A 16,465-nucleotide genomic window follows, 5' to 3' on the forward strand; every position below is an offset into this window, starting at 1 on the left:
GTCAATGCGTCACTTGGCTTTCACGCGCCCGGGGAATAGGTATTTGCCCAAGACTAATGACAGGAGGGCCTAATGGCCGAGATCAAGGATCCCGAAAACACAATCATCGTCGAACTGACGGGCGGCAACGTCGTCATCGAGCTGCTGCCGGATGTTGCTCCGCAGCACAGCGCCCGGATGAAAGAACTGGCACGCGGTGGTGAATATGACAACGTGGCTTTTCACCGTGTGATCGACGGCTTCATGGCCCAGACCGGTGATGTGCAGCACGGCGATATGGAAGATGGGTTCAACCTGCGCATGGCAGGCACGGGCGGTTCTTCGCTGCCGAATGTACCGGCTGAGTTCTCGAAGCTGCCGCATGATCGTGGCACCCTGGGCGCGGCACGGTCGCAGAACCCGGATTCGGCAAACTCGCAGTTCTTCATCAATTTCAAGGACAACCACTTCCTGAACGGTCAGTACACAGTTTATGGCCGCGTGATTGATGGGATGGAGCATGTGGACGCCATAACCAAAGGTGAACCGCCTGCGAACCCGGACCGCATGATCAGCGTCAAGGTCGCGGCAGATGTATAAACTGGCTGCTGTATTTGCCCTGATGGCCAGCCCCGCGCTGGCCACAGGCCTTGAGATCGAGATCGAGGGCGAAGGGGCCAACGGCACCATCACCGTCGATCTGTTCGAGGACATAGCCCCCAAACATGTCGAGCAGATTTCGACACTGGCTGGCGAAGGCAAGTATGACGGGGTCGTCTTTCATCGGGTCATCGACGGCTTTATGGCTCAGACCGGTGATGTCGAGCACGGCAAGCTGGGTGGTGACATGCGCCGTGCGGGGACCGGAGGGTCCGACCGGCCCGATCTGCCGGCCGAGTTTTCGGATATCTCATTTGATCGCGGTGTGATCGGCATGGCACGGGCTCAGGATCCCGAAAGCGCCAATTCACAATTCTTCATCATGTTTGCTCCGGGCCCGTTTCTGGATGGTCAATACACCGTTGTGGGTGAGGTGACTGGCGGAATGGAGGTTGTGGATGCGATCAAGCGGGGCGATGGCCCAAATGGCGCGGTCATCGGTCAACCTGATGTGATGAAAAGCGTGAAGCCAATCGAATAAAAAAAGGCCCCGAAACGTATATCGCTTCGGGGTCTTTTTCTGACGTGGACGGTTAATCTTCGCCCATAGCCTTCCAGATCAGCGCACCGATTGCGCCGCCGATCAGGGGAGCCACCCAGAACAGCCACAGTTGCGCAAGCGCTGGGCCATCGGCGAACAGGGCAACCCCTGTGGACCGTGCCGGGTTCACGGACGTGTTTGTCACCGGGATCGAGATCAGGTGGATCAGCGTCAGGCCCAACCCGATGGCAATCGGGGCGAAGCCTGCGGGTGCTCTTTCAGATGTGGCGCCTAGAATGATCATGATGAAGAACGCGGTTAGGACGATCTCGATCACAAGCGCGGACATCAACGAATAGCCCTCGGGTGACGCGACCCCATACCCGTTCGAGGCAAATCCGCCGACACCTTCGAACCCGGGCGCGCCGCTGACGATCACATACAGTACTGTTGCCGCCAAGATTGCTCCGATCACCTGCGCGATCCAATAGGGCAGCAGGTCTTTGGCCGGGAACCTGCCTCCGATCATCAAGCCCAGACTGACCGCCGGGTTGAAATGCCCGCCAGAGATGTGACCGACCGCATAGGCCATGGTCAGGACGGTCAGGCCAAAGGCAAAGGAAACACCCAGCCAGCCGATACCGACATCCGCAACGCCTGCCGCCAGTACAGCGCTTCCGCAACCACCCAGCACCAGCCAGAACGTACCGAAGAATTCGGCCATGAGTTTTGATGACATGAAAAGCCCTCCTGAAAACAATAGGTTTCAGTGTAATTCAAAAAACCTTTTTTGTTAAATTTTCTGGAATTGGGCCTGCGCCGCTGGGGCTTATTCCCAAGTGGACGGGTCCAGCCGGAACAGTTTGGACAGCTGGCCATACACCTCGGGCACGGCCTTCTTCAATTGTCGGGGCTGTTCAAAGAAGACTTCGACGGAAACCGCAAAAAACTCTTCATGGCCTACTGCGCCATAGGGGTCGATGACCGTATGCTGGCCTGTTTCCACCGCGCGTACATGGGCGTCATAGGCGGTCAAAAAGACGCGTTCCCATTCGGCAAAGCTCTGCCCGTTGCTCAGGATTGGGACACCGTTGGTGCCGCCGGACAGGTCATCAATCTGATGGGCAAACTCGTGCAGCACGACATTCTGGCCGTCCCGGTCATCCAGCGCCCCTTGCGCGCTATGAGACCAGGACAGGATCACGGGACCGCGGTCCCAGCTTTCGCCGGTGCGCACGATCTCTTTTTCGCTGACGACATAGCCGTCCTGCCTGCGCTGCCGGGACTTAAAGGCGCTGGGATAGATCAGGATGGTGGTCAGATGGTCGTACCAGAGGTCGCTGTTGACGATCAGCAGGCAGGCCTGTGCGGCAATGGCTAGCTGCATCTCTTCGGTAACGTCCAGCCCGTCACAGCCATAAAAGCTGACCTGATCCAGAAACAGGTTGACCTTGCCGTCCAGATTGGCCCGCAAATCGGTTGGAAGTCGCCGAACAAGCGGCACCTGCAGGTCGATGATGGCGCGTTGATGGTCTGTCAGGGGGGTGGCCAAAAGCTGATGACGGGCCTGGGACTTGGACCAATGGCGATACAGAAAAAAGCCTGCGACTATCAGCAGAAGGGCAAAAAAGATCAACATGTCAGAACTCTATACGGACCATTCTGGGCTTGGAACCGGAGTTTATGATCAAGTCAGCCCGTCAAATGAAAAACGCCGCAGGCTAGGCTGCGGCGCTTTGCTCGTCTGATATCGCTTGGCGTTACTGCTTGACTTCAGCCGCCGGATTGGCGCCCGATTTGCCGCTGCGGCCCGGGTTCAGCGGGTCGTCCTGACGTTGTACGGAACCTTCGAAATGCGCGCCGCTTTCGATTGCGATGGTCTTGTGGATGATGTCGCCTTCGACCCGTGCGGTCGAGGTCAGGCGCACCTTCAGGCCACGGACGCGGCCTACGATGCGGCCATTGATGACCACGTCATCGGCAGTGACTTCGCCTTTGATCGTCGCGGTTTCGCCGATGGTCAGCAGATGTGCGCGGATATCGCCTTCGACCGTGCCTTCGACCTGAATGTCACCCGACGTCTTCAGGTTGCCGGTGATGTGCAGGTCAGAGGACAAAACCGACGCCGGAGGCTTGGGCTTGGGCGCGGTGCTGGCCTTGGTTTCCGCCGGTGCGGGGGTTGCCGGTGTGGCCGGAGCGGCAGGCTTGGCTGCCTCGGGGGCGTTGGTTCCGGGCTCGTTGATTTTGCTCTTAGAAAACATTTCTCGCAGCCTTGATGTAAGTCATTGGGTTAACTGGTTTTCCGTTTGCACGCACCTCATAGTGCAGATGCGTGCCGGTAGACCGTCCGGTGCTACCCATATCAGCAATATGATCCCCGCGCGAGACCCTTTGACCAACCTTGACCCGTATCTTGGTGTTATGGGCGTAAAGTGTCTCAATTCCAAACGCGTGCCTGATTTTTACCAGACGTCCGAAACCGGACTGCCAGCCCGCGTGCGTCACCACTCCATCGGCGGTTGCAAAGATGTCCGTTCCTGTTGCTCCGGCGAAGTCCACACCGTTATGCATGCGGCGGCCACCGGTTTTGGGATCACGCCTGGTGCCAAAGCCGCTGGTGAACCGCACGACGGAATTCACGGGGCTGGCAAAAGGCGCTTTTTCGGCTGCAATACGGTACAGGTTCAGCTGATCCATCTGTTGCAGCAGAGTGTTTGCGCGGATCTCGTCGGGGGTCAGGTCCTCACCGCGCGTGCTGAAGGATAAAGGGGTCAGCGGGCCGCCCATACCGCTGTATCCGCGCCGCACTTCTTCGATTATGCGGTCGGTGGGCATACCGGCCTGGCGGAACATCTTGTCCAGCGGTTCGACCGAGATCACCATGGCCTCTTCCAGCTGACGGAAAATCTCATCGCTGCGTTCCTGCATCAGCTGGATTTCCAGCTCAAGCTCGTCCCGCTGGTCCAGCGCGTTCTGGGCATTGGCGGCGATCTGATCGCGTTCTTCGGCAGTACGGACCAAAGCCTCGGTCATGAAACCCATCTGTTGGGGGGCTGCGGCCGAAGCCATATACATGTCGCTGTCACCGCCATCCTGCTGCATTTTGGCCAGCTCGGTCCGGGCATCTTCGCGCTGTTTCATGGTGGCGCGCAGGGTCGTCTGGATGACTTCGATTCCGGTTTCCAACTCGCGGCGGCGATTTTCCGATGCCAACAGTTCCGATTGCATCGCCGAGATCTGCTCCAGCGCCGCATTAAAGCGGTCTTGTGCTGCCAGAGCTTCATGGGCGCGCGAGTCGCGCTCTGTCGATAGGATATTCAGGCGGTCTTGATAGGTCGCCTGATCGCGTTTTGCCTGTTCCCGGAAATTGCCTGATCCGATGCTGTCCATAAGCAGGATTGCCGTTGCAACCGTGGTCCAGCCAACGATCACTGCAACCCCGGCGACAGCAAATAACTGAGTTTCCGAACTGAGCCGGATGAACCGTGTGTCATTGTCAGATTTCAGAAAGACCCGGCGTTCCGGGAAATGCCGCTCGAGCAGCGAGTGTAATTTGATTGCAAGACGGGTTCGCACGCGTCCTTACCTCTCATCCCCAAGATCGGGACCGGTCGTGAGCGATAGCCGTCCCTTGGGCGAAGTGCATAGAGGTCCCGTTTGATTTGGGCAAGTTTGTTAACCAGTTCACACAACAAAGGGTGTTATTCCCGCCAATTCTCGGCGGGAAATTGCCGATAACGTCAACTTGAGCGTGTTTATTACGCTTGGCCGGGCGGTGGCAGGTCTTCGGTCAGGGGCCAGTAGAAATCGGGCGGTAGCCCGGCCTCCGCGCGTTTTTCCTCGTTGAAAGGTGGTTTCAGCACCCCGTGGAAATAGCGCCGGACCAGTTTGTGGAATACTTCTTTGGGGTCGGCATTCTCGCGTCCGCACAGAAAGTGGAACCATTTTGAACCATAGGCGACATGGGCGACCTCTTCGGCATAAATCACTTCTAGCGCGGCAATAGCTTGATCGGCCTTGGCCTTGCGAAAGATGTCGATCATGCCGGGCGTTACGTCCAGCCCGCGCGCTTCCAGCACCATGGGCACAACCGCCAGCCGACCCATCAGGTCTTGGGTGGTGTCTTCGGCGGCCCGCCACATACCGGCATGGGCGGGCAGGGCGCCGTAATGGCTGTCCATCTGTTCCAAACAGTCGCAGACCATCTCGAAATGGCGCGATTCTTCTTCGGCGCATTTGACCCAGTCATCGTAGAAACCAATGGGCATCGGGACGTGACCGAACCGAGCGATGATGTCCCAATGCAGGTCAACGGCGTTCAACTCGATATGAGCAACCGCGTGCAGCAGGGCGACGCGGCCAGCAGGAGTGCCGGGTTTACGTTTTGGAACTTCGCGGGGGGACAGCAGCTCGGGCTGATCCGGACGGGCGGGTTGCAGTGGAGGGGTGGCTGTTCCGACCTCAATTGCGGGGGCCTTACCCTTTCGGGACGCAAACCACGCGGCGGCATGGCGTTTGGACAGAACGGTTTTTTCCCGCCCGTTCGCCGTGTTCAGAACTTCGGTCGCCATCTGGGTCAGGGTTTTGGGCACCAGCACTCTCCGATTACTTGGATGCGCGGGTCATAAACCGGATGGCGACCGTGGTCGAGAGGGTCACAGGGCGCGCACGGCCTCCAGAACCTCATCCACATGGCCGGGCACTTTCACCTTGCGCCAGGCTTGGGCGATCTTACCGTCGCTGCCAATCACAAAGGTCGACCGCTCGATCCCCATCGACTTGCGACCATACATGTTCTTTTCGACCCACACGCCATAGTCCTCACAGACCGAAGACCCCTCGTCCGACAGAAGCGGCGTGGTCAGGCTGTGTTTAGCGACAAACTTGTCATGCTTGGCGACACTATCGCGCGAGATGCCGAAAACTTGAGCGCCCACATCCGCAAAGGCTTGAAGTTGTTCCGAGAAACCGATGGATTCCTTGGTGCAGCCCGGCGTATCATCGCGGGGATAGAAGAACAGAACGACGGTGCCGCCGCGCAGGTCTGACAGCGTCACCTCGCCGCCTCCGTCGCGGGGTAATGTGAAATCAGGGGCGATGTCTGTAACGTCGGGCATTGGAAACTCCGCTAAAGTTTTTTATGGGCTGCCCGACATCATAGGGCGGTGTCGGCGGGTTGAAAGGCGTGGATAGAAAATTGGTGCAGCACAAAGACAGCAGTGCGACGCAGCCGGAGAAACCTCCGCGCCGCCGGTCGCGCCGTCGTAAGGCTGCGCATTGGTCGCTTGGGACCACTCTGTCCGTTGGTCTATTGGTCTTCGCAGGTTGGTTCTTTCTGTTTGGACAGAACCTGCACGCGCCGGAATGGGTCAAGAAAAAGGTCGAGCAACGGCTCGAACACAGCCTCGGCGGGCTGCAGTTTCGTTTTGGCGACGCCAGTTTCATCGTGAACGAAGATTGGCGCCCCCGGATCAGGCTGACCGATGTGACAATCAGCGATGCAGCGGGTCAGCAGATTGCCCAGGTGGCGGATATGCGCACACGCCTGTCCATGCGCGGGTTGCTGAGGGGGCAGATCCGACCACGGCGCATTATCCTGAGGGATGCGCAGATCGCACTGACGCGCGGGGTGGATGGGGCGCTGTCGCTGACGGTTGGATCGGGCAGTGCTCCGGTGCAGCAGGCACCTGACCTAGCGCAGCTTATCGAGGCCTCGGATGACGTTTTCCTGTCTCCCATCCTGTCGGGTCTTAGATCGGTTGAGCTGGAATCGTTGACGCTGGACTATCAGGACCTGCGGCTGGGGCGGGCCTGGGTTTTTGACGGCGGCCACATCACGATGACCCGCAGCGGTGATGAAATGCGGCTCGCCACCGGGTTTTCCATTCTGACCGGCCGTGACTATGCCAGTTCGATCGAGGCCAACTATACCAGCGTTCTGGGTACGCCGCAGGCACAGTTCGGGTTTACCATCACCGACCTGCCGGCCGAGGACCTTGCCAGCCAAAGCCTTGCGCTATCCTGGCTGCAGGTTCTCAAAGCGCCCATTTCCGGGGCCCTGCGCGGTAGCATCGACGACAACGCCGCGCTTGGGCCGTTGTTCGCGACACTCAACCTTGGGTCGGGTGCAGTGCAGCCGACACAGGAAACACGGCCCATACCATTCGATTCAGCCCGGACCTACTTTACCTATAATCCCGTTCAGCAAGAGCTGGATTTTAACGAAGTGTCTGTGGTCTCTGCCTGGGGATCAATAAAAGCAGAGGGCAAAGCATTCCTGCAGGGCATAGAAAACGGTGCGTTGGACAGCCTGACGTCGCAACTGCGGCTCAGCAGCATTAACATCAACCCCGCTGGCCTGTTCCCGGAACCGCTGAAACTGGCGCGCGCGGATCTGGATATCCAGATGAAGCTGAACCCGTTCGAGATGCGGCTCGGGCAGATGACGGTTGAAGATGCCGATCACAGATTGTTTGCCACAGGACAATTGATTGGCAAGCCAGAGGGCTGGGCGGCCAAACTTGACGCTCATCTCGACAATATGGATTCGGATCAGTTAATGAATTACTGGCCCGAGCTGTTGGCGCCAAAGCCAAGGCTTTGGGTGACCGAAAACGTCTATAAAGGGCAATTATCGGACGTTGATTTTGCGTTGCGTCTGCAACCGGGTAACAAGCCGGACATCTATCTGGACTTTGGTTTCGATGAGGCGACGATCCGCTTTGCCAAAACCTTGCCGCCGATTCAGAACGCACAAGGTCAGGCCAGTCTGATCAACCGCCGGTTCACCGCCACTGCCGAATCTGGCGAGGTCATCGCTGATGAAGGCGGTGCCATCGATGCCTCCGGCACGTCGTTCATAATCCCGGATACCGGTATCAAGAAGCTGTCGCCATCAATCACACGGATCAGTGCTGTTGGCAGCACGACGGCTGCATTGTCGCTGCTGGACCGACCCCCGCTGGAACTGCTGAGCAAGGCCGGCCTGCCGGTAGATCTGGCATCGGGTCAAGTCAGCCTGACCGGCACCCTGTCACTTCCGATGAAAAAGGGACTGAAATTCGAAGAGACCGAATTTCACTTTCTGGGCGAAATCGGTGACGTGCAAAGTGACCGTCTGGTGCCGGGCTTTTCGGTCAGCGCGGACCGGCTGAAGCTGACTGGCGATCAAACCGCAGTGGAAGTTGCCGGGCAGGGGCTGTTTGGCGACGTACCTATGCAAGCTACTTGGCGGCAACCGATCGGAGGCACCGAACCTCAGCGCAGCGAACTGACCGGTCAGATCGAACTGTCCCCTCGGCTGATGACCGAGATCAAGGCTGGCCTGCCGCGGGGTATGCTGACTGGGCGGGGCAGCGCCGAGCTTACGCTGGGCATCGGTGCGGGCGAGCCGCCGAAACTGACGGCCACATCCGACCTGTCAGGTGTTGCACTGGCCATTCCTGAACTGGGCTGGCGCAAAGGGCCAGGCACAAAAGGAACCATGACAGTTGCGGCGACCTTGGGCGATGCGTTGCGTGTGGACGAACTGAAACTTGACGCCGCAGGATTGCGTACAACAGCGTCTATTTCCTTTGCAGCCGGAAACTTTGAGCGCGTTGAGTTCAGCTCGTTCGAGGTGGGAAACTGGCTGGCGGTCCCGGCTGAACTGGTCAGCCGTGGCACTGCCGTTCCCGATATCCGCGTTCTGGGCGGCGTCATTAACTTGGGGTTGGCAACGTTCGGCGATGGTGGCGGTGGCGGCGGAGGAGGAGGCTCGGGTAACGGGCCTAAGCTGGACGCTGTTCTGGATCGCTTGCAGGTAACTGAATCCGTGGCACTGACCGGCTTTACCGGCGCGTTTCAAACCACTGGAGGAATTACGGGTGCTTTTTCCGCCAGCGTCAACGGAGGTGCCCCCGTGCGCGGGCAGGTTACCCCGCGTGCAGGCCGCAGCGCTGTTAACCTGACCTCGGGCGATGCGGGCGCCGTGTTGCGATCAGCCGGTTTGATCACCCAGGCGCGCGGCGGGTCTCTGGACCTGCAACTGGAACCGGTGGCAGGCCCGGGAACCTATGACGTCATCCTGAAAATTACCAACACGCGGATCACGGACGCCCCAGCCATGGCCGCACTGCTGAACGCCATCAGCCTTGTTGGGTTGATAGATGAAATGGCGGGGCAAGGTATCTTTTTCTCGACCATCGAAAGCCGTATGCGGATCACCCCGACCGAGATCAAAGTCCTCAGCGGCAGCGCTGTAGGCCCGTCGATGGGGCTGTCTTTTGATGGCACGATCGATACGGTGGCCGGACTGCTAAACCTGCGCGGCGCGATTTCTCCGATCTATCTGGTGAACGCGATCGGCAGCGTCTTCACTAAAAAGGGCGAGGGTGTGATTGGCTTTAACTACACCCTGACAGGCCCGCTGACCCAGCCGAAAGTCGCGGTGAATCCGCTATCCGGTTTGGCCCCGCTGTTCCTGCGCAATCTGCTGAGGAAACCGGCACCCACGGTCACTGACGGGCCAAATGCTCAACGCCCGAAACCGGACAAGCCGAAACGGACGTATGGGGCCCCTGAATTGGAACGCTGAACGGGGATGTGGCCGAATCTCATAAGTCCCTGTATGGCGCGTCCATGAAACTCAGCGATTTTGATTTCTACCTGCCCGAAGACCTGATTGCCACGCGGCCCGCCAGCCCGCGCTCCTCAGCGCGTCTGCTGGCCGCCACAGGGGACGCGATTGCGGATGCGCATGTCTATAACTTGCCCGAGTGGCTGCGTCCGGGGGATCGGCTGGTCCTGAACGACACCCGCGTGATCCCGGCACGTCTGAACGGACGACGCCACCGCAACAGCGCGCAGGGCCCGGTTTCCGCCGCGATTGAGGTCACGTTGCTTGACCCGCAGGCCGATGGCACCTGGGCGGCACTGATCAAGCCGCTAAAAAAGGTAAAGCCCGGCGAAGAGATCCGGTTCTCGGACGATCTGAGCGCTACGCTGGACCGGGTCGAGGACGGCCAGGCCCATTTGCGTTTCAACCTGACGGGCGAGGATTTCGACGCGGCGCTGGAACAGGCTGGCGCAATGCCTTTGCCGCCTTACATCGCGGCCAAACGCCCGGCGGATGAACAGGACAAGTCCGACTACCAGACAATATGGGCGCGCTACTCCGGAGCGGTTGCCGCGCCCACGGCATCGCTCCATTTCGATGATGCATTGATGCAGGCGCTTGACGCACGGGGTGTTACATTCAGCCATGTTACCTTGCACGTAGGCGCAGGCACTTTCCTGCCGGTCAAGGTCGAGGACGTGACCACTCACAAGATGCACGCCGAATGGGGTCGGGTCAGCGCCACCGCGGCCAAGGAAATCCGCGCCACCAAGGCCGCTGGAGGGCGCGTTGTTCCGGTCGGGACAACTGCGCTGCGCCTGATCGAAAGCGCTGCGCGCTCGGGTCGGATCGAACCGTGGGAAGGTGAGACGGACATTTTCATCTATCCTGGGTTTCAGTTCCATGTCACCGATGCGCTGATGACCAATTTTCATTTACCGAAATCTACGTTGTTGATGCTGGTTTCTGCCCTGATGGGGCAGGACCGGATGCGTGATGTCTATGCGCACGCAATCGCGCAGAAATACCGTTTCTTTTCTTATGGCGATGCGTCGCTTTTGATCCCGTAAGGGGCGTGTTGTCGGGATCGGATCGTGGCAATGTCGTAGACAAGCGGGCTCAGAGCCGTTTTTCATATCAAAACGTATCCAGAGATTAGTCGGCATTTCACGGAGGCCCCAATGATTCAGGTCCTGTCCAGCGCGTGGGCGCTTCTTCTTGGTATGGGTCTGCTGATGGTCGGCAATGGCCTGCAGGGCACTATCCTCGGCGTCCGGGGTGAGATCGAGGGGTTTTCGACCCTGCAGATGTCTTTTGTGATGTCGGCCTATTTCCTGGGCTTTCTGGGCGGCTCGCGACTGGCCCCCGAGATGATCCGGCGCGTAGGGCATGTGCGCGTGTTTGCAGCGCTGGCCTCGTTTATCTCAGCGGTGATGATCATGTACCCGCTGCTGACCGATCAGATCGCGTGGATTCTGGGCCGTGTAATCATTGGGTTCTGCTTTTCCGGCGTGTATGTCACGGCTGAAAGCTGGCTGAACAATGCTGCCAGCAATGAAAATCGCGGGCAAGCGCTGTCGCTTTACATGATTGTGCAGATGACGGGAATCATCAGCGCCCAAGGTTTGATGCTCATTGGCGATCCAAATGGGTACGAGACATTCGTAATTGCATCCATTCTGGTTTCAGTGTCGTTCGCGCCGATTTTGTTGTCCATTTCGCCTACGCCCGCGTTCGACACAACCAAACCAATGACATTGCGTGAGTTGATGGGAAAATCACCGCTGGGCTGTGTTGGGATGTTCCTTCTGGGCGGTGTATTCTCGGCACAATTCGGTATGGCTTCGGTTTACGGCGCGCGTGCTGGTCTGTCGCTGGTCGAAATCTCGACCTTCATCGCGACGTTTTACATTGGGGCGGTGGTGCTGCAATACCCGCTGGGATGGTTCTCGGATCGGATGGATCGGCGTTTCCTGATCATGTTGGTGGCCATCACCGGAGCCTGTGGATCTGTTGCGGGCATGATGTTCGGGGTGAATTTCCCGATCCTGCTTGTCGCGTCTTTTGTGATCGGCGGTATGTCAAACCCGCTTTATTCCTTGCTTATTGCGCATGCCAACGACTTTCTCGAACACGAGGATATGGCCGCGGCGTCGGGTGGGTTGATCTTTATCAACGGCACGGGGGCCATCGCGGGGCCGCTGATCACCGGTTGGCTTATGGGGGATGCGGTGTTCGGGCCAGCAGGGTTCTTTCTGTTTATTGCAACGCTGCTTGTCTTGATAGCATGTTATGCTTTGTATCGAATGACACAGCGCGCGGCGATCCCGGTTGACGAAACCGGAACGATGTCTCCGCTATACCCCACGGCCTCTCCTGTTGCGTTGGAAGTGGCACAGGAAGTCGCCATCGAGGCCGCCGAAGCCGAGCAGGAATCGCAAGATGTTGCCTAGCACACAGAAATATGTCGCAAGTGTTGCAATTTTTTACTGTCACAAATCTGTAAAACGGCATTAAATGACGTTACGTCCCTGGGGAGGGCAACACGACGGAGTTAGGGCAATGGTAGGTCCTGAAGAAGTATTGAGTTTTTGGTTAGATGAGGTCGGTCCCAAGGGTTGGTATCTACAGGACGACGCTTTGGATGCCGAAATTCGCGAACGGTTTTTGACCACTTGGCAAGCCGCGAGTGAAGGCAGGTTTTCTCTCTGGTTAACCTATCCAAGCGGATCATTGGCGTACGTCATTCTGATGGATCAATTCCCACGTAACATGTTCCGTGACAGCGCCAAGGCGTTTTCGTCGGATCGTGCTGCCTTGTCGGCTGCGAAATGCGCTGTGGACAAGGGCTGGGATCTGAAGATCGACGAACCGGCGCGGCAGTTCTTTTATCTGCCGATGATGCACTCGGAAAACCTGTGTGATCAGGAACGCTGTGTGCGCCTGATGTGTCAGAACATTAACGACAGTGATTCAAGCAACCTGTTGCATGCGCGCGCGCATCGAGAAGTGATCCGCCAATTTGGTCGTTTCCCTTATCGCAACGAAGCGCTGTCTCGTCCCATGACCGAGCATGAGGCGGCGTATGTTGACATGGGTGGGTACGGTGTAACGGTGCGAGAACTTCAAGCTGCCGGCTAGGACGCCGGCACACATCCGCGAACTGCAGTGATCCGGTCGACGACCACGTCGGCCGAATTTTCTATGGCTGTGTTAATAAGCAGGCCAGGAGTGTCCAGGAGCTCGGCAACCCGCTGCTGCGAGGTCTGCATCTGTTGCTCCAACGCGTCAAGCTTGGTCAGGGTATCGGAAATCCGTTGCGCCGCGGCGCTGTTTTCCGTGATATCCGACACCTGAAGCGCGGCAAGGTCACTGCGCAGCGCTGTAAGTTCTCCTCGTACGCCCTGAATTTCTGTTCGCAGCGGGGCAACGATTTGTACCTTCTCCGCGAAAACTGTGGTCACATCTTCAACGGTCGAGGCAAGTTTCCATCCCAAAAACAAGCACAATGCCACTAGAATGAGCGTGGCGTTCAGCAGGGCAAGCAGCAAATTCTTAAGCGTTCTGGCCATGGTAAGACTTTCAAATAACTTAGTTTCTACAAATGCCAGGGATGCCCGGCCCCTATCTTCTAGCCATTGAAACCTGCCCGGTATAGGCTGAAAACTGCATGACACACATGTGTTGACCCGGCGTCCGTTTTGTCGCGGCGGGATAGTATTGATGCGTTTTGCAATTTAGTTTAATGGTAAACTAAATCTTCAACCGACCTGTGCCGAGAGGGAAGCATGGCTGCAAATTCTTTTGATCTGATCGTAATCGGCTCGGGTCCGGGTGGGTACGTTGCCGCCATCCGCGCGGCGCAGTTGGGCCTGAAAACAGTTGTTGTCGAACGAGAGCATCTTGGAGGCATCTGCTTGAACTGGGGTTGTATCCCGACCAAAGCTCTGCTGCGCTCGTCCGAGGTGTTCCACCTGATGGAGCGCGCCAAGGATTTTGGCCTGAAAGCGGACAAGATCGGCTATGATCTCGACGCCGTTGTCAAACGCTCGCGCGGGGTTGCTGCGCAGCTTTCCGGTGGAATTGGACATCTGCTGAAGAAAAACAAAGTCGCCGTTGTGATGGGAGAGGCCACGATTCCCGCCAAGGGCAAGGTTTCTGTCAAAACCGACAAAGGGACCGAGGAACTGACGGCTAAGTCCATTATTCTGGCCACTGGCGCACGCGCCCGTGAATTGCCGGGGTTAGAAGCCGATGGAGATCTGGTCTGGACCTACAAACACGCGCTGCAGCCGCCGCGGATGCCGAAAAAGCTGTTGGTTATCGGCTCGGGCGCGATCGGGATCGAATTCGCCAGTTTCTATAATACACTGGGTGCTGACACGACCGTGGTCGAGGTCATGGACCGTGTGCTGCCGGTCGAGGACGCGGAGATCAGCGCCTTTGCTAAGAAAGCGTTCGCCAAACAAGGCATGACCATCATGGAAAAGGCGATGGTCAAGCAGTTGGATCGTGCCAAGGGCAAGGTTACTGCGCATATCGAAGTTAAAGGGAAGGTCGAGAAACACGAGTTCGACACCGTGATTTCCGCTGTTGGAATTGTCGGCAATGTCGAGAATCTGGGGCTGGAAGCTCTGGGCGTCAAAATCGACCGAACGCATGTGGTGACTGATGAGTACTGTCGCACTGGTGTCGATGGGCTCTATGCCATTGGCGACATCGCGGGCGCACCGTGGCTGGCACATAAGGCAAGCCATGAGGGCGTGATGGTGGCCGAGTTGATCGCGGGCAAGCACGCACATCCGGTAAAGCCCGAGAGCATCGCCGGTTGTACATACTGCCAGCCGCAAGTGGCGTCGGTCGGATACACCGAGGCAAAAGCCAAAGAGCTGGGCTATGACATTAAGGTCGGCCGCTTTCCGTTTATCGGCAACGGCAAGGCCATCGCCCTGGGTGAGCCCGAAGGCATGATCAAGACCATCTTTGACGCCAAAACCGGAGAGCTTTTGGGCGCCCATATGATCGGCGCTGAAGTGACGGAACTGATCCAGGGTTATGTAGTCGGGCGCCAATTGGAGACAACGGAAGAAGATCTGATGAACACAGTCTTCCCGCACCCGACATTGTCGGAAATGATGCACGAAAGCGTGCTGGATGCCTATGGCCGCGTGATTCACATGTGATCAATGCAGGGACGGGGGCTCTGCCCCCGCCGCGCTGCGCGCGACTCCCCCGGGATATTTGAGGCCAGATGAAGCGGGGGATCCGAACTTCATCTGGCGAAAAATATCCCGGAGCGCGAGGCAGAGCCTCGCAAATGATGCTTAGGTGGTCAGTGCGTCCAGAATACGTGCCCAGGACCGAATACCTTTGTGAAAGCTCTTCACGTCGTACTTTTCATTCGGTGAGTGAATGGCGTCGTCGTCATTGGCGAAGCCGACCAGCATCGAATCCAATCCAAGTTCCGTGTTGAAATATCCAACAACGGGAATTGAGCCGCCCATCCCAGTGAATACAGCCTCGTGACCCCATTCGTCAGACAGCGCGCCGCGCGCGGCCTCGAATTCGGGGCGATCCAGATTCATTACCGACGCAGGGGCGCCCTCAAGATCATTGTCCCATTCAACTTTCGCATCGGGTGAGAGGTTCTGTTGCACATGCGCTCGGATTTTGTCGCGCAGCGCGTCCGGGTCCATATCGCCCACCAGGCGGCAGGTAATCTTGCAATGCGCCTGCGACGGGATCACCGTTTTGGATCCTGCTCCGTTATAGCCGCCCCACAGGCCGTTCACTTCAAGCGTTGGACGGGCCCATTGTTGCTCGAGCGTCGAGTACTCTTTTTCACCATGAGGCTGCGTGTATCCAACCGAGCTAAGGTAGTCGGCCTCATCAAACCCGCAGCCTTGCCATTGACGCAGTTGTTCTGCCGGGACCTGGTGGACACCGTCATAAAAGCCCTCGACCGCGACGCGGCCTGTTTCGTCGTCGTAGAATGAAGCCACGATTTTGGACAGTTCCCTCAGGGGGTTCAGGCCTGGACCGCCGTAATGGCCGGAATGAAGATCAATACGCGGGCCGATGATAGTGAACTCGTCCTTGAGCATGCCGCGCAGCTGTGATGCGATCGACGGAACGCCGCGCGATACCATCGACGTATCGCAAACCAATGCCAGATCGGCCTTCAGCTCGGCCGCGTTTTCGCGCAGGAACGGAACCAAAGAAGGAGACCCCGATTCCTCTTCGCCCTCGAAGAAAAAGGTGATGCGGCAGGGCAAAGCGCCGTGAACGACCTTCCAGGCGCGGCAGGCCTCGACAAAGGTCATCAGCTGCCCCTTGTCGTCTGACGATCCGCGTCCACGGATCACGGGGCCGTTTTCGGTGTCTTCAATGGCAGGGTCGAACGGATCGCGATTCCACTGGTCCAGCGGGTCGACCGGCTGCACGTCATAATGTCCGTAAAACAGGATATGAGGGGTATCGTTGTCCTCTCCGACATGGCCAACCACCATGGGATGGCCCGTCGTTTCACGCTTTTCTGCTGCGATTCCAATACTTTTCAGATCAGCCACCAGCCAGTCAGCGGCCTGACTGACCTGAGTGTCATAGGCCGGATCAGTCGAAATAGAGGGAATGCGCAACAGCTCCATCAGGCGGTCGATCGAGGTTTGAAGATCAGCATCGATGCGGTTCAGAACAGCGTCCAGAGACATTGGGGGCTCCTGCTTGGGTATGGTTTGGCCGAACCCTAT

Annotated in this window: 15 protein-coding genes; 7 read left to right on the plus strand and 8 right to left on the minus strand. The window is 57.9% G+C overall.

Going from position 1 to position 16,465, the window contains the following annotated elements; genetic code table 11:
• Nucleotides 1–72: 72 nt before the first annotated feature.
• Nucleotides 73–579 (plus strand): peptidylprolyl isomerase, encoded by a 507-nt coding sequence (locus SJY13_RS01910; protein ID WP_085820867.1) that lies wholly within the window; start codon nt 73–75, stop codon nt 577–579.
• On the plus strand, nt 572–1,120 hold the full coding sequence (locus tag SJY13_RS01915; RefSeq protein ID WP_377187006.1) for a peptidylprolyl isomerase: 549 nt from the start codon (nt 572–574) through the stop codon (nt 1,118–1,120). The genes SJY13_RS01910 and SJY13_RS01915 overlap by 8 nt, the downstream gene beginning before the upstream one ends.
• A 52-nt stretch (nt 1,121–1,172) precedes the next feature.
• Here the strand turns inward: SJY13_RS01915 and aqpZ are convergent, their stop codons facing one another.
• The 6 genes from aqpZ to SJY13_RS01945 all read right to left on the minus strand — a co-directional run bounded on the left by aqpZ (nt 1,173) and on the right by SJY13_RS01945 (nt 6,237).
• The gene (gene aqpZ / locus SJY13_RS01920; protein ID WP_377187011.1) at nt 1,173–1,859 is read right to left on the minus strand and encodes an aquaporin Z; all 687 of its coding nucleotides are present in this window, start codon (nt 1,857–1,859) and stop codon (nt 1,173–1,175) included.
• A 90-nt stretch (nt 1,860–1,949) separates the two neighbouring features.
• Nucleotides 1,950–2,759, minus strand: a complete 810-nt coding sequence (locus SJY13_RS01925; protein ID WP_377187014.1) for a M90 family metallopeptidase — start codon at nt 2,757–2,759, stop codon at nt 1,950–1,952.
• A gap of 121 nt (nt 2,760–2,880) precedes the next feature.
• Complete coding sequence (locus tag SJY13_RS01930) at nt 2,881–3,381, minus strand: bactofilin family protein (protein WP_085820863.1); 501 nt, start codon at nt 3,379–3,381, stop codon at nt 2,881–2,883.
• Entirely contained in the window at nt 3,371–4,696 is a 1,326-nt protein-coding gene (locus SJY13_RS01935) for a M23 family metallopeptidase (RefSeq protein WP_085820862.1), read from the minus strand. The genes SJY13_RS01930 and SJY13_RS01935 overlap by 11 nt, the downstream gene beginning before the upstream one ends.
• A 182-nt stretch (nt 4,697–4,878) precedes the next feature.
• Complete coding sequence (locus SJY13_RS01940) at nt 4,879–5,691, minus strand: ferritin-like domain-containing protein (protein ID WP_377193533.1); 813 nt, start codon at nt 5,689–5,691, stop codon at nt 4,879–4,881.
• A gap of 84 nt (nt 5,692–5,775) precedes the next feature.
• Complete coding sequence (locus SJY13_RS01945; RefSeq protein ID WP_377187018.1) at nt 5,776–6,237, minus strand: peroxiredoxin; 462 nt, start codon at nt 6,235–6,237, stop codon at nt 5,776–5,778.
• Between the two features lie 68 nt (nt 6,238–6,305).
• On the opposite strand from SJY13_RS01945, the gene SJY13_RS01950 reads away from it, so the two are divergent.
• The 4 genes from SJY13_RS01950 to SJY13_RS01965 all read left to right on the plus strand — a co-directional run bounded on the left by SJY13_RS01950 (nt 6,306) and on the right by SJY13_RS01965 (nt 12,857).
• Nucleotides 6,306–9,695, plus strand: coding sequence for a YhdP family protein (locus tag SJY13_RS01950; RefSeq protein WP_377187021.1), 3,390 nt, complete (start codon nt 6,306–6,308; stop codon nt 9,693–9,695).
• Between the two features lie 44 nt (nt 9,696–9,739).
• Complete coding sequence (queA, locus tag SJY13_RS01955) at nt 9,740–10,786, plus strand: tRNA preQ1(34) S-adenosylmethionine ribosyltransferase-isomerase QueA (RefSeq protein ID WP_377187024.1); 1,047 nt, start codon at nt 9,740–9,742, stop codon at nt 10,784–10,786.
• A gap of 111 nt (nt 10,787–10,897) precedes the next feature.
• On the plus strand, nt 10,898–12,169 hold the full coding sequence (locus SJY13_RS01960; protein ID WP_377187027.1) for an MFS transporter: 1,272 nt from the start codon (nt 10,898–10,900) through the stop codon (nt 12,167–12,169).
• A gap of 109 nt (nt 12,170–12,278) precedes the next feature.
• Entirely contained in the window at nt 12,279–12,857 is a 579-nt protein-coding gene (locus tag SJY13_RS01965) for a DUF924 family protein (RefSeq protein ID WP_085820857.1), read from the plus strand.
• Here the strand turns inward: SJY13_RS01965 and SJY13_RS01970 are convergent.
• The gene (locus tag SJY13_RS01970) at nt 12,854–13,288 is read right to left on the minus strand and encodes a hypothetical protein (RefSeq protein WP_377187031.1); all 435 of its coding nucleotides are present in this window, start codon (nt 13,286–13,288) and stop codon (nt 12,854–12,856) included. The genes SJY13_RS01965 and SJY13_RS01970 overlap by 4 nt on opposite strands.
• A gap of 216 nt (nt 13,289–13,504) precedes the next feature.
• Here SJY13_RS01970 and lpdA point away from each other — a divergent pair, with 216 nt between their 5' ends.
• Nucleotides 13,505–14,899: a dihydrolipoyl dehydrogenase gene (lpdA, locus tag SJY13_RS01975; protein WP_085820855.1), complete on the plus strand. Its 1,395-nt coding sequence runs from the start codon at nt 13,505–13,507 to the stop codon at nt 14,897–14,899.
• Between the two features lie 141 nt (nt 14,900–15,040).
• On the opposite strand, the gene SJY13_RS01980 is transcribed toward lpdA, so the two are convergent.
• A complete protein-coding gene (locus tag SJY13_RS01980) occupies nt 15,041–16,426 on the minus strand; it encodes a M20/M25/M40 family metallo-hydrolase (protein WP_377187035.1) in 1,386 nt (461 codons plus the stop codon).
• Nucleotides 16,427–16,465: the final 39 nt, after the last annotated feature.

Origin of the sequence: Ruegeria meonggei (genome assembly GCF_042768335.1) — a bacterium.
GTDB classification, from domain to species: domain Bacteria; phylum Pseudomonadota; class Alphaproteobacteria; order Rhodobacterales; family Rhodobacteraceae; genus Ruegeria; species Ruegeria meonggei.